Annotated in this window: 12 protein-coding genes; all 12 read right to left on the bottom strand. The window is 42.1% G+C overall.

The window, feature by feature from the left end; all coding sequences use genetic code 11:
- Positions 1-200: 200 nt before the first annotated feature.
- The 12 genes from mraY to BJP37_RS33230 all read right to left on the bottom strand — a co-directional run bounded on the left by mraY (position 201) and on the right by BJP37_RS33230 (position 14015).
- The gene (mraY, locus tag BJP37_RS33285; RefSeq protein ID WP_075905453.1) at positions 201-1310 is read right to left on the bottom strand and encodes a phospho-N-acetylmuramoyl-pentapeptide-transferase; all 1110 of its coding nucleotides are present in this window, start codon (positions 1308-1310) and stop codon (positions 201-203) included.
- A 410-nt stretch (positions 1311-1720) separates the two neighbouring features.
- Positions 1721-2536 (bottom strand): phytanoyl-CoA dioxygenase family protein, encoded by an 816-nt coding sequence (locus BJP37_RS33275; RefSeq protein WP_229415537.1) that lies wholly within the window; start codon positions 2534-2536, stop codon positions 1721-1723.
- Positions 2537-2849: 313 nt separating this feature from the next.
- Positions 2850-3968 (bottom strand): glycosyltransferase family 4 protein, encoded by a 1119-nt coding sequence (locus tag BJP37_RS33270; RefSeq protein ID WP_198954356.1) that lies wholly within the window; start codon positions 3966-3968, stop codon positions 2850-2852.
- A gap of 803 nt (positions 3969-4771) precedes the next feature.
- Positions 4772-6016, bottom strand: coding sequence for a glycosyltransferase family 4 protein (locus tag BJP37_RS33265; protein ID WP_075905446.1), 1245 nt, complete (start codon positions 6014-6016; stop codon positions 4772-4774).
- Positions 6017-6089: 73 nt separating this feature from the next.
- On the bottom strand, positions 6090-7295 hold the full coding sequence (locus BJP37_RS33260; RefSeq protein WP_081431419.1) for a glycosyltransferase family 4 protein: 1206 nt from the start codon (positions 7293-7295) through the stop codon (positions 6090-6092).
- Positions 7296-7442: 147 nt separating this feature from the next.
- The gene (locus BJP37_RS33255; RefSeq protein ID WP_075905442.1) at positions 7443-8462 is read right to left on the bottom strand and encodes a glycosyltransferase family 2 protein; all 1020 of its coding nucleotides are present in this window, start codon (positions 8460-8462) and stop codon (positions 7443-7445) included.
- Positions 8463-8482: 20 nt separating this feature from the next.
- Positions 8483-9577: an O-antigen ligase family protein gene (locus BJP37_RS33250; protein ID WP_143727922.1), complete on the bottom strand. Its 1095-nt coding sequence runs from the start codon at positions 9575-9577 to the stop codon at positions 8483-8485.
- A 313-nt stretch (positions 9578-9890) separates the two neighbouring features.
- Positions 9891-11141, bottom strand: coding sequence for a glycosyltransferase family 4 protein (locus BJP37_RS33245; protein WP_075905438.1), 1251 nt, complete (start codon positions 11139-11141; stop codon positions 9891-9893).
- Positions 11138-11986, bottom strand: coding sequence for a class I SAM-dependent methyltransferase (locus BJP37_RS33240; RefSeq protein WP_075905436.1), 849 nt, complete (start codon positions 11984-11986; stop codon positions 11138-11140). Before BJP37_RS33240 ends, BJP37_RS33245 begins: the two co-directional genes overlap by 4 nt.
- Positions 11986-12189 (bottom strand): hypothetical protein, encoded by a 204-nt coding sequence (locus BJP37_RS38015; protein WP_143727921.1) that lies wholly within the window; start codon positions 12187-12189, stop codon positions 11986-11988. Before BJP37_RS38015 ends, BJP37_RS33240 begins: the two co-directional genes overlap by 1 nt.
- Entirely contained in the window at positions 12171-13112 is a 942-nt protein-coding gene (locus tag BJP37_RS33235; protein WP_075905434.1) for a polysaccharide pyruvyl transferase family protein, read from the bottom strand. Before BJP37_RS33235 ends, BJP37_RS38015 begins: the two co-directional genes overlap by 19 nt.
- 6 nt (positions 13113-13118) lie before the next feature.
- Positions 13119-14015, bottom strand: coding sequence for a hemolytic protein HlpA-like protein (locus BJP37_RS33230; protein ID WP_075905432.1), 897 nt, complete (start codon positions 14013-14015; stop codon positions 13119-13121).
- Between the last annotated feature and the right edge of the window lie 12 nt (positions 14016-14027).

Here is a 14027-nt window from a genome sequence, read left to right as displayed (position 1 = left end):
TTCCGACTCCCGACTCCCGACTCCCGACTCCCGACTCCCGACTCCCGACTCCCGACTCCCGACTCCCGACTCCCGACTCCCTACCCTAATGTAAAAAAACCTACCCCTGTGAGGGGGTAGGCGTGGGTTAGTCTTGCATGCATGCCTCTTGCCTTGATCAACTATAGGCCTTGGGCAAAGGAGAAAAAACCAATCACAATTCACCTCAAACACAACAAGACCAGAAGCCCATTAACTACATAAAATACCGCCACTATCTGGGTCTCTGACCAGCCAGAAAGTTCCAGATGATTGTGGAACGGTGACATTTTTAATAAACGTTTACCCACCCCATTGGCATCTTTGGTGGCTTTATAGTAACTAACTTGAGCTATCACTGATACGGCTTCTAGGAAGAAAATACCACTAATTATAAATAAACCCCAGAGGTTCCCAGTCAAAAGTCCTACCGCTGCTAGTGCTCCTCCTAGGGCTAGAGAACCGGTATCCCCCATGAAGACTTTGGCGGGATTGCGGTTGTGGGCAATAAAACCGAGGCAACTGCCACTCATACAAGCACAGAAGACCATTAAACCAGGGGAGGTCGGAGCAATCAGGGCAGCTAGTCCTAAAAATGCGATCGCACAGGTTCCTGCTGCTAGTCCATCCACTCCATCGGTAAGATTAGTAGCATTACTTTCTGCTAATAGCACAAACATACCCACCGGCCAAAACAAGAATCCCAAGGGTAAGACGATCCCCAAGGGTAAGGTGATATTAGTTATACTGGCTGGCTGGGTTTGTGATAACCATAGACAAAACAGTAAACTGACCACAATTTGTAAGGCCAGTTTCATTCTCGGGGACATCCCTTTATTAGAGCGGCGTTGGACCACTTGCCAATCGTCCACCCAGCCGATTAACAGATAGCCAAGGGTGGCTAGGGATACCGCTAGGACTGGGATAAAATCCTGCTGTTGGAGGAATAATCCTGACCACACCAGGGCAATCACCACCGCTACCGGCACAAAAAATATGCCACCCATGGTGGGGGTACCCGCTTTTTGTAAATGGGATTGGGGACCCTCTTGACGGATAATCTGACCCATTTTGAGTGCTTGTAGAAAGGGGACTGCTCGATATCCAATCCCAGTAGTGATCAGAGCACAGATCAACAGGGGTATAGTGATGGAGTTACCTGCGATCAGGGACCGAGCTGCTGTCCCATCCAAAATTAATGCACCCAGAGTTAAGCCGATTGATAGAATATATAGGAGTTTAGTTCCCGTTAAGTTGAACAACTGCCCAGACAATCGTTTAGAATCTACCACAAGCCTCTTATTCCTTTTTTTCGAACACTCCTCACAAAGATACAATTCCCTGTATCTTTGTTCATATCCGTATAATTTACGGTTACGAGTCAAATCCTAACATCAAAGGTATGCGATCGCTCAGGGTAGGATTGATTTTTGGCAATTTACGAGATGATCAAGGCATGACCGGATCACAGTTGCGTAGGGTGCGTTAGGGGCGGAAAGCTTCTGATGTTTCGCTTTGTAGCCAGGGTTGGTATACTCCGCCCCGTAACGCACCACCCAAGGGAGAGCCCTCATTTTCCGCCTCTTCGCGCCTTGTTGGGACAGCCCGCCTGGGAATTGAAACAGGCAAGATGCCTGTTCCACGCCTGATGCCTGTTCCACTGGGTTAACCATGGTGCAACTCCACTGTAATGATCACAGCTTTAATCGAAAAAGAGACAATCTTGTTGTCGTTGGCTTAACCCGCTGGCAATAGCTTGCAACTGGTGTTTAGAGAAATTTCTCTCAAAGGTTGTGATCGGTCGTCTAGAGGTGTAGGCGAAAGTAATTGAGTATCGCTCTGATCCAGTAGGTGGTTTCAGACGATGGAAAATGCTGCGTGTGTCAGTAAAAATTACTGTGCCATAGGGTCCTGGGCAAGGGTTCCAGGTAGCTTTAGGGGCAACCCTTGTCATGTCTTGATCCGAGACAAAACCAGAACTGTAATAATTGTAGTTCAGGGCTTCAGCTAATGATGAGGTTAAATGTCTGGGAATATATTCAAAAGGGCCACCATCTAACCCCACATCATTCAAGTAGATAATGATTTTAACCATGCGATAGTCTTCTGGATCTACGTGCCATTGCCTGACATGTACTGGTTTTCCATCCGCAATAGTCCTTTGAAGGGTTACAGCAGCTAATAATGCTGGAACACCAAGGTAATTTTCTACAATATCAAGCAATCGTTCGTTAAGTCCCCACTTAAAAAGTTGTGGGTAACTAATTAGCTCTTCGCGATAGGTTATACAAGACTCAAGTTTCGGTATAGGCAATGCCCGTAATTTTGGTAAGATATCCTCAGCACTATCTATCAGTTCCTTATAGGAAATTTCTAACTCTTCTAAAGAAGTAACAACCGTTCCTTGTTTGAAGAGAGAATTCAACAATGGTAAATCTACTGGCTCTAGGGCAGGTAGGGAGTTAGCATGATTTTCTAGTCTTTTTATATAGTCACCATAATACAGGTGATCTAGCATCGGTATTCGCAAAGACTCTCTCTTAAGTTTTCCCGGTATACGTTTGATTTTTTTAACTAAATAATTTTCATTCAATATCATAAAAATAGTTTTATAAAATCGATACTATAAGACCATCTATTTTCTAGGTTATAACTGATATAGTTACTTTTGCTAAAGCAATAGATAGCGTTTCTCATAACTATTAGGTGCGCTTTCCGTTGGCGAATTAAATTCGCCACGGGTCGCACCTGAACTAGACAGGATGTTTTCCCTACTCCCTACTCCCTACTCCCTACTCCCTACTCCTTGCTCCCTTTGCTCCTAAAAAAACTCACGAAACTTTTCCATAAGCATCTAAAAGTTTAGGCGCTTGATGACGCCATTCCAGCATTTCGTCCATCCTGCGTCTACCTTCTGCTCCCATTTTTTCTCTGAGTTGAGGAGACTTGAGAAGTTCGAGAATTTTCTCAGCAAACTCCAGCTCGTCATTAGGCGTAGCATAAACAGATGCATTGCCTGCAGAGTGTCTTCCCTCTCGGAGGTCAAACTGAACAATGGGTTTACCTAGAGCCATGTACTCCAAGATTTTATTCATAGTGCAGTTTTCGTTATAAGCCGATGTGGGAGAGGGTTCCACACATACATCGCAACTGGAAAGCCGCTCTAAAAGTGCTTCCCCGGTCTGAAATCCTGTGAATTCTACAAAATCAGTCAGGTCAAGCTGTTTAGATAAAGCCTTGAGGGTTTCAGCAGCAGGGCCACTGCCAATTAGCATGAAGTGAATATCTTGGCGCTTCTTTTCCTGCACAATGTAACGTATTGCCCTCAGAAGATAGTCAATGCCCTCCGGTTCCCCCATAACCCCCATATAACCGACCAGATAGTCACGACCTCTGCGGTAACTTGGGTTTGAGGGCATGATCCGAAACCGTTCCAGATCAGGAGCACTGCGCACTACAACTACTTGCTCTGGTTTCTTCCCCCCTCGGGTAAGAGCGACCTTGCGATGGGATTCATTAGTTGAAATCACCATGTCTGCCGTAGCATAAGTCAAGCGCTCAGCCCAGCGTAAACCATGATAAAAAATATCTTTTCGTCCATACTTGGCGATGTACATCTCTGGAGCCAGATCGTGGTGGTCGAAGATTACTTTTACGCCCCGGAACAATTTAAACCATCCCGCCACTAGAACCATTAAATCTGGCGGATTACAAATGTGAATGATGTCAAAACCTTGCTCTCGCCATACTTGACGAGCTAAGCGAAATTGCCAATTCACAGCCCAGCTGTATTCTCGAAGATAGCCAGTAACCGAGCTTTCTTCTGGTGGTAGGGGATGGCGATAAATATGAATCCCTTCCATGACTTCATAATCCTTATCAAACCCATTCCCTTTGGGACAAATTGTAGTAACTTGATAGCCAGCTTTCTGTAAGCTAGTGGCTTCCATCCATACCCGTCGGTCAAAGGGTAAAGGTAAATTCTCGACAATTATTAATACTTTTGAAAATGAAACCATTAAAATTTATATCCTTAATAAAATTCGTAAAATTTATCACTAAATGTGACCTTAAGGATAGATGCATAAGTACAGCGGTTTGCAATTGATCAGATACAAATTATTAGGTTTTAGGGAGCAGGGAGCAGGGAGCATGTCACTTATGCAGCAACATTAGTACTAAGGTAATAGGTAATAGGTAATGGGTAATAGGTAATAGGTAATAGGTCATCAGGGGAGCTAGGGCGTGTTTTCAAAGTTTTCCGCAAGATTTAGATCCCCCCCAGCCCCCCTTAAAAAAGGGGGGAGCCATAGTCAAAGTCCCCCTTTTTTAAGGGGGATTTAGGGGGATCTCCGAGTTTGAAGACACACCCTAGTCCTGGATGAATATTTGTACATTATCTATAGCCCCCTCATGGGTAATTGCTTGCTCTACTGGAAAATAGTACTAATGTTTCAGCAAATTTGACCTGCTCCCCAGGGAGCAGGGAGCATCAAAGAGGGGAGAGGGAAGAGGAAAAAATACTGTATACCTGATAGTTATGCAAACCGCCGTATTTTAAACTATAGTTTTAGTTTTAATAAATTAAAATTTTTAAAAAAATTATATCGCTTGTAATAGTAATGATTTACACAGGTTTTTTTTACCTACTCCCTACTCCCTACTACCTAATCCCTACTCCCTAATCCCTACTCCCTACTCCCTACTCCCTACTCCCTGCTCCCTAAAACCCAGAACTTTTTACCTCAACCAATTAATTTATATATATTTTTTCCACAACATTCTTAAATTCAAATTTAGTTGGTTGCGCCAAGGCCCTTGCACTCAACTGCTGTCGCAATTCTGAGTTTTCTGCCAGTTCTACTAAGGCATCACTAAGTCTCTGAATCACCCCTTCTTCCGTCAACCCATCGGTTTTTATCACCCGTCCACAGGTTTCATCCACCATCACCCCTGGTCCTCCTAAATCTAGACAAACTACTGGTAAGCCATGGGACAAAGCTTCTAGAATTACTAGCCCGCCGGAATCATGGAGACTGGGGAATAGAAAAACATCATGTTCTAGATAAGGTGAACTTAATTCTTTCTGCTCCATCCAAGGTATCCAGTCTACAGCATCCTTGATACCCAATTTCTCACTCAGTCTCTGCAGCCAAGTTTGCTCACTACCACGACCAATGACTGTAAAATGGGTATTGGGAATCTTTTGGTGCAACAGAGAAAAGGCTTTCAGCGCCAGATGTATCCCTTTCCAATGTAAAAAACGCCCTACAAAAAGAACATTAAAAGTATCTTTATTGATGAAGTATTCTTCAATAATTTTAGGTATTTTTATGATATCATATATAGGAATATCAAAAACAACGTCAGACTTATACTTGTAAAATTTTGGGATAAGTGCCTGGGTAGGCTTTGAGCGACAATAGATTTTTGATGCGGTGATAAACGTTAAGTTCATCAGCGGGTCAAATTTAACAATAGTATTAGAAATATCGCGGATAAAATCAAATAACCAGCCCCTGACTGGGTAGCTTTTCCTGAGACACCAAGGTGCTTTTACTCCACCAGCTACCGGTCCGAAAATGAAAGGGATTCCTAAAAGACCCATGAAACTGGGGCGTCGAATTGTTGTATTAGTTACGTGATGAACCCGATCAAATACCACCTCCTGGGTTAATGATTTGGCGATTCGATAAGCATCCCATTGCCACCAGATACTCATCAATTGCCACAAGGGAACTGAGAGCAATATTAGGTGTCTGGTAATCAGAATTTTGAACAACCGAGATAACCAGGTAGGATGGTCGCAAAAGAAAAAATGTATGTTAGATATTGGATTTACCTGAAGTTCCTGCTCTACCGGAATCCGATTATGACTCCAGGTAATCACCCAGACTTCATGTCCCATTAGAGCCAGTTGTGTTGCCCAAGCCCAGCCGATTCCGTTTTCTGAACCGGTATGAGGTTGGCACTGATAGGCTGAAAGTAATACTTTCATGGGTCAACCTCCTGTATCCCAGACATAAGCCGACATTTGTATAACAGAGATCTTGAGAAACTCAATAGTGTGTTCATGGAGCTGTTGCTTGAGATTTGAGCACTGAGCCATAAATATTAAGCAGAGAACTGAGGTAGTTTTTGACATTGAGATCGGCAACGCTTGCTCTGGCGCTAGATCCTAAGGAGAGCCGTAACCCTTGATCATTAATTAGAGTCTGCATAGCCATAGATAGGTCTGGTATCTGTCCAGGCTTAACTAGCAAACCATTGTCACCATGTATTACCAACTCTGGTATCCCCCCTACTGGTGTGGTGATCACAGGTAAGCCCCAACCCATGGCTTCAAGCAATGCCATGGGCAGACCTTCGTTATAAGACGGCAAGATAAATATGTTCGCTTTTGCTAAAAGAGCATCCCGTTGAGCTGAGTCTATCCCGCCAAGGACTTTGATATGGTCTCCTAAATCTAGGCTTTCAACTAATTGACAGGCTTGCTCTACTTCTCCATCCCCTGCTAATAGTAATTCTGAGCAAGTTTTTTGTTCAGGAGACAGAGATGCAAAGGCCTGGATCAGATCAAATACTCCTTTCCGTTTACCGATTTCTCCCACAAAAACTAACATTATCTGTTTGCAGCTTGTGCGCTCTGGAATTTTTGAGGGCAACTCTACTGGGTTAGGAAGAATTACAACCTGTTCTGCTTTTAGTCGGAAACTGGACTGGTAAAAGTTTTTCCAGCTTTGTGATAGAACAATAAAGTAGGCAGATTGTCGAAACACCAAGCTAATTATTCCTTTTGCCAATTCAGGTAGCCCAGTGTAAAACAACTTATACTCGCTACCATGGGCGTGCAAAACCACAGGGACATGGAATGCTAGTGCAAGGAGCATCAAAATCATTTTCCGGAGCGTGCTACCCCTTTGAGAAAAATGCACGTGAATCAGATCAGTCTTTTTTGTGGATAACCTCCACAGCAACTTCCCCAGAGCTTTCCCAAAAACTAAGAGCTTACGAGTAATTGATCCGTTTTTGCCATCAGTACAGGTAGTAGGAATATGCTGAATTTTAACCTGAGAGGGTGCATTACGAAGAATAACCTTCTGCACTGATGGGATACCAGCCTTGATCTGAAGGTTGTCACCTAACATTACTACCTGACATCCCACGACAGGAAAAGTATTTTGTGTTTTAAGGTCTAATTTTTGGTATTTACTTGTATCTTTACTTGTGTCTTTACTTGTGTCTTTACTTGTGTGTGAAGACGGATAGTGAACCATAATTTTCCATAATTTTAAGACATTCAGGACTTCGGTAACCTGCTCCCTGCTCCCTATTCCCTATTCCCTATTCCCTATTCCCTATTCCCTATTCCCTATTCCCTGCTCCCTGCTCCCTGTTCCCTGTTCCCTGTTCCCTAAAAGTAATCAAATCCACTTTGTCCACCTAAGTGCCCAAACTTTTTCAACACCATAAAATGGGCTTAATAGTAGTGTGATGGCAACCCATACTGGTCCGACTATGTATAACCAAAGACGGCTACGATGATGTTTGATAAAACGCTCCAAGGGATAACGTAGTCGTCTATGCCAATAGGTTAGAGGGATTAATTCTTTGGTGTAAGTTTTGTAGATTTGCTCTAATTCATAGGTGGCTTTTACACCAGCTATGCTGGTTTTATTGTCACCACTTACTGGAGCAATGCTTAGCACCTCTTCGATCACGCGCCAGCGCACACCACGGGAGTAGAAATAATTAAATAGCTCAATATCCATGGTGTACTCATAGCTTTCATCTAATGGTTGAGGTCGATCAAGCAGCTTGCGCCGATAAAAGCAGCTAGGTTGGTGAATGGGAGAAGCAACAGAAATTAAGTCAATTTGTTTGAGTGTAGGAGCTTTAATGTAGATCTGGTTTTTTGCATCCAATATCATCGGTCGTGACCCTAATCCTAAGGGCAAGACTCGCCCAAACAGGGTCATCCAAAAATTAGCTCCTTTGAGTGGTTGACCTAAATTGTCAGTCCTATATTCAATTTTGCTGCGACCAACTAAGACGTCAATATCAGGCGACTCGGCAAAGTATTTTCCCACTGTGTGTAAGGCATCTGGTGCTAGGAGGTCGTCACTACACAGCCAATTAACGATATCACCATTACACTTCGCAAAACCTTTATTAATGGCATTGGATTGACCACTGTCTTTTTCACTAACCCACCAGGTAATGTATGGTTCAAACTGCTTAATTACTTCGACACTGTTGTCAGTGGATCCGCCATCAACTACAATGATTTCTAGCTTGGGATAGTTCTGCTCAATTAAGCTTTGTAAGGTGGCACAGATAGTTGCTCCGCTATTATAATTAGGAACAACTATCGAAATGCTCGGAAGTTCGGCTAAGGGAGGGTCTTCTTGTTCATCAATGGTACTTTGCTCTGAGTTTTTCATGGCTTACTATCCCGTTTATTTTACTGAAATAATTTACAGGGTTTTTCATAGCAATCAGGTACACAGGATTTTTTCCCTCTTACCTCTTTCCTGTTCTGACTTCTGTGCTCCCTACTCCCTACTCCCTGTTTCCTAACACCTAGTAAGTGGGGATTCTTGACAATTCGACTCTGGTAAACAGCTGCCGAAAGAGCGGTTGATACGTACAGAGTCCACACGATGTCTTCGGCAAGAATTGATGGGTCTAGGCTCAGGTTAACAATACTGAAAAATACTAGGTAGAGAAACATCCAGAAAAATTCTAGTTTTTTGGTGACACTTAGGACTTGAATTGTCTTAAATAAGGCTATACATAAACTAAGCACAAAAAGGAAAATACCTAAAAATCCAAGTTGCAGAGCTAACTCAAGATAACCACTATGAGCATTACCATATCCTCCATGGGCAAGCCATGTAGAGTTGATGACAGAGTAGCCAGCGTCGGAAGACCAGAATCCTTCAAAACCGTAACCTAGCCAAGGTCGTTCTAAAATTTTATCAAATACTAAAGTCCAAATCGGTAAACGCCCATTCAATTGTAGATCTTTGCCTAGAATATCAACTAGTATGAATTCCAGGTTCCATAAAATTACTATCGATGCCACAAAAGCCAGGAGGGCTGAGACCATGTAAAGAACAGTTTGTAACTTATAGTGCTGTTTTACAAAGTTGTGAAGGGGCAGCAGGGTAATCATAACTAAAAAGATTAGCAATGCTGATTTTCCCTGAGAAAGTAGTAGCATCAAAACAGATAAGCTAAATCCCACCCACCCTACCCAGCGATATTTCCGATGGTTGAGGATGCTCAATAACGAAATTATGGCATTTAGGGTCATCAGACGAGCTAAATGATTTTTATGCCTAAAGATACCCTGAGCGGGAGCGTCCCCTAAGCCATGAGCTAAAGTGACCAATAAGCTTAAAATCGCCACTATACCTAGCACCCATGCCACCAGACGCATTTGCTCCTTAGGGTTATAGCGAACTGCTAAGTATGCTCCGAGGGCAGTTGCACGTAAGACGGCTCTAAGTAATTCTGGAATACCGGGAACCGCAGACCATCCAACCGACCACACAGCAGTCCCTACTAAGCATAGTAACGGTATATCCCTTGTAAAAACATAGGCAAATCTTTTCCATCGCCAAAGAATTAAAAAAAACAAGATTAGATAGCTACCAACTTTTAAAAGCTTAAGTAGAGGACCTGGAAAATCAAGAAACATGCCGGAAAATAAGCATATTCCAATCAAAAATGGTTCTAATCGGAGCAAAAAAAAAGTTATTAACTGATTAGTAGATAACCTTTTTAAATTTATCATGAATTATCTAGTATTGAGAGTTATATAACCCTAGTTATATCAGTGATACTATATTTTCTAGTAATGATAGTTATACTCCGGATAAAATTTCAGTAAAAAGGGATAAGTAGCGTCTTGCTTGAATTTCTAAGGTAAATTCTTTTTCTACTTTTTCGCGGGCGCGGTAGGATAATTTCTGATGTCGTTCTGTGTTCTCTAGCACCCAAGCAATTCCTTGAGCTAGAGCTTCAATTTGGTAAGGTTGGGCTAAATAGCCGTTTTTCTGGTGCTCAATCAGATCGGGCATCCCGCCAATGTTGAAGGCGACGCAAGGAGTTCCACATGCGATCGCTTCCATGACTGTGTTGGGCAAGTTATCTTGAAGGGAAGGGCAAACAAATACATCTGCTGCTCCATAAACTAGCGCTAGGGAGAGATCATCGCTGAATGTCCCTAAGTAGTGAGCGTTAAAACCAAACTCAGGTGGATTGTCTGGCCGAGAGTCACCAAAAATAACTAACTCTAGTTGATCTCGCCATCCGGATTGGCTCAGCTCTTGGAGCGCTGGTTGTAACAATTGAAACCCTTTGCGTTTTTGACTAGTGGCATTTACTCCTCCAAATAAAATAAGTTGCTTATCCTGGGGTAAGTTAAGTAATTCTCGCGCTACCTGCTGATGGATGGGTCTGTACTGTTGAGTATCAATGCCATTGGGAATGAGCTCAATTCGCAGATCCTGGAAAAGGGAACTGGCACTGGCACATTTGGCTAACCATGAGCTGAGGGTGACAACTGTCAGGTCAAGATTTCGCCAAGCTTTGGCTTTGCGCTGCCATACCCAACGGGATAAATCCCAGTCTTTGCTGCTGTTAAGTTGAGGACAATTACCACAGGAGACTGTATAGCGATCGCAATCGTGATTGTAGTGACATCCTCCTGTGAATGGCCACATATCATGAAGAGTCCAAACAATTGGTCGCTTTAGTTTCCCAATGCTTTCAATTTGGACATAGCCAGCACAAATCCAATGGAGATTAATAATATCGGGCTTAAGTCGGGCAACTTTGGGAACAACTGCATCGGGAAACCACTGGCTAGAAAAAGTCTTATCTTCCCGTTGGGGGTAAAGCTTTTGAGGTAAAGCGCCAAAAGTCCATCTGCTCCTGGCTAGGCCCTGTGTCAACTTTTTTGTTGGTCCAATGACAGTTTGATCATGACTAAATTTTTCCTGCACTAAAATTTGGGAATCTAAATTAATGCTGTGGAAACCTTGATGTAATCGATAGGCAGCACGAGCAGCTCCACCAGAGATATCGAAACTACTAACAATTAGAGTCTTCATGGTTTAATACCTTCCATGAACAGTGAATCGGGTTTACGCACTTTGCCCTCAAGCATATCTAGACCGTAGCTATTAAAATCTTGAATACGGCTTGAATCAGCACCACAAACGCGCACCTCTACAAATCCTGAGCGCTCCAGCAGTCGTCGTAAAGAAAACCGGTCATACATCCAATAATGAATTTCACCTGAATTCCGAAACAACCCGACTTCAAATGCTTCTCGTGCTTCATTCCCTGCGATCAGAGTCACTAGATATTTGGCAATACTAGTTCTGAGATTAAACTTCCTCAAGGTTTTGTAAAACCAATATCTATCTTTAGATGCTAGTCGCTCTATCCAGGATTTTTTTTCAGAGTTTTTATCCAAAAATAGATCAGCATTGCTACCGATACGAGATCTGATAAATTCTTTATTCGTAAGATTAGGGTCAGCTAAATAACTAGCCATTTCACCACCTTTAACGTGGCGCACTGTCTGGTCATAAAGTTCTAACATTATCCAGTCATAATTAGCCTCTGCTTCCGTAACACCAGACTCAACCTGTTCTAGAGTAGAGATATAATGTCTAGCTATTGATTCTAGATCAGGGACAACTGCCCTAATTATTCCCTGTGGCTTAAGAATGCGCCAACACTCAGCTATAAGTTGCTCAGCGTCATGCTGCTTGAGGTGTTCTATTACATGAGAACTATAACAAGCATCAAAATAAGCATCAGGGTAGGGCAACGTTTTCCTGATATCATGATTATCAATATGGGATGATTGTGGTGCTAAATCAACGTTAGTCCACGCCGGATGATTAGAATATGTAGAGCCGCAACCTATATTTATTAGTTTTAACATCAACCTACCATAAAACTAACATCACTAACGATATGGCAAAGGGAGTAGGGAGTAGGGAGTAGGGAGTAGGGAGTAGGGAGTAGGGATGTCGAAGACCGCGCTGGATCGCTTCTGCCTTCTGCCTTCTGCCTTCTGCCTTCTGCCTTGCTGTTGTGCAATTTAAATGCAAAACAGCTTACGTTGATTAAAATTGATTTTTCCATCTATTGATATTTTCTATTGGTAAGTTTATTTTTGTTTCATAGGAGGAATCTATCCAATGTTTAATCGAGTCTATATCATCTCGTTTAATAACTGGAAGGTTAGTATCTTTAGCAATTTCAGTAGCTCTGTTATCAATAGCAAGAATCAGTGCTCTTCTGCTGTGTTGTAATGCTCGAATGCCAGCATGTAATCGCGTACCTATATAATCTACATCACAGCTAGATAAACACTGATCTAATGCTTTTAGGCTAGGTTTGAGATATATAGCACTCTTGCCACAAAAGGATTGCATATAGTGATAATCCTTGGGCTGCTGAGTCCAGAAATAAATTTTTTGATAGTTTTGTGACAATACCTTGACTAGGTTGAAATCCAACTTTTCATTTTGATGATACTCAGTGAAGGTAACTAAAACAGAGTCTGACTTTTTTCGTGGTATATTGGAACAGTGTTCCTCTGTCAGAGTCCATAATGTCGGGCAAGATGTATTAACTACGTTAGGGATGCCGATGGATTTTAATTTTTGCTCGGTATAGCTATCTCTAACCGAGTGGAGATAGGTATTACTGAGCAGCACTTTATACAAAACTCTTGTATAAAAATTAGGCTTTTTTTGATATTTCCACCAGCCCACACCCAACAAAATGATGTCATTAATAAATAGGGAATCCCACAGATTAACTTTCCATTGCTTATAGGAATTCATCTTCGATGATAAAAGATTTGTGCCCCCAATAATTTTGATGTCACTCATCCTCATGTATTTATAGGAATTACTGGAAATTTTATCTTGAGTTTGAATCCGAATTAACAGTGGTTCATCAAAGGTTGTATCTATAATGTTATCGACAGAGTCAATAATAATCTGATCGCCTAGGTTAGAGCTGCAAATCGATGGATCTAGAAGGGAAATGACTTTCATAGTTTTTTAAGCAAATCTTAAAATGCTTAATAATTTAGTTAATTTAGAGCGTTTAATAAAATTTTGAAAATAATTGTGGTCATAATCTCTATCGACAGCTGTAAATTGGTTATAATTAATCGGAAAATTAAGACTTATGGTTTTAAGTTCTGCTAGTTGGGTAGTTGCTGATACGGTATGGGTTGCCCCTTCCCCAAAACCAATATTTGAAATCAGGTTAACAGCAGGAACAATTGATAATCCAGACTGTGCAAGTCTGGCAAAACTCCATCGGTAATCCCAAGCATCATATTTACCGTTTAGTGTAGAATCAAAGGATTTTTTACGGGCTTGGTAATGCTCGTTATTTGCCAACACATCCCTGATCCGATTTTTAATATCAGGATTTGACCAAAGACTCATAGTAATATCATAATAATTCCATGCCCTTCGCCAAGAAGCCCAACCCCAAATTCCACCATAATAGGAGAAATGATAACTCTGACGATCAGACTTCCATTTACCTAGAAAGTTAGTCCCACTAACCATCATGACTCGCTCATCGTCTCGATATCGCTCTAACAGATTTTCACAAAATGGGAAAAAATCGGGATGGGGGAGACAATCATCTTCAAGAATAATTGCTTCTTCAACGGTGTTAAAAACCCAGTCTATTCCACTTGACACTCGCTGACAGCAACCCAGATTTACATCAGAGTAGTTTTCCAAAACTTCACAATCCCAATCGACGCGCTCAATAATTGCACGAGCTGCAGCACACTTTTCTGCTTCACCTGGTCGATCGCCACGGGGTCCATCAGCAATGACTAACAGTTTGGGAGGTTTGGCTTCGCGAATTACTTCAAATACTCTCTCAGTAGTATCTGGTCGTTTGAAGATTATGAAGGCAACTGGAGTTTTCATCTTTATCTACAT

This window comes from Moorena bouillonii PNG (genome assembly GCF_001942495.1).
GTDB lineage: Bacteria > Cyanobacteriota > Cyanobacteriia > Cyanobacteriales > Coleofasciculaceae > Moorena > Moorena bouillonii.
Note: the sequence above shows the minus strand (reverse complement) of the source record. Positions and strands in the feature narration are given on the sequence as shown.

Bases quoted from the DNA above. Each gene is read 5' to 3' on its own strand.
- BJP37_RS33275 (WP_229415537.1), bottom strand. From the start codon at position 2,536: ATGCTAGATCACCTGTATTATGGTGACTATATAAAAAGACTAGAAAAT.
- BJP37_RS33270 (WP_198954356.1), bottom strand. From the start codon at position 3,968: ATGGAAGCCACTAGCTTACAGAAAGCTGGCTATCAAGTTACTACAATT.
- BJP37_RS33265 (WP_075905446.1), bottom strand. From the start codon at position 6,016: ATGAAAGTATTACTTTCAGCCTATCAGTGCCAACCTCATACCGGTTCA.
- BJP37_RS33260 (WP_081431419.1), bottom strand. From the start codon at position 7,295: ATGGTTCACTATCCGTCTTCACACACAAGTAAAGACACAAGTAAAGAC.
- BJP37_RS33255 (WP_075905442.1), bottom strand. From the start codon at position 8,462: ATGAAAAACTCAGAGCAAAGTACCATTGATGAACAAGAAGACCCTCCC.
- BJP37_RS33245 (WP_075905438.1), bottom strand. From the start codon at position 11,141: ATGAAGACTCTAATTGTTAGTAGTTTCGATATCTCTGGTGGAGCTGCT.
- BJP37_RS33240 (WP_075905436.1), bottom strand. From the start codon at position 11,986: ATGTTAAAACTAATAAATATAGGTTGCGGCTCTACATATTCTAATCAT.
- BJP37_RS38015 (WP_143727921.1), bottom strand. From the start codon at position 12,189: ATGGAAAAATCAATTTTAATCAACGTAAGCTGTTTTGCATTTAAATTG.
- BJP37_RS33235 (WP_075905434.1), bottom strand. From the start codon at position 13,112: ATGAAAGTCATTTCCCTTCTAGATCCATCGATTTGCAGCTCTAACCTA.
- BJP37_RS33230 (WP_075905432.1), bottom strand. From the start codon at position 14,015: ATGAAAACTCCAGTTGCCTTCATAATCTTCAAACGACCAGATACTACT.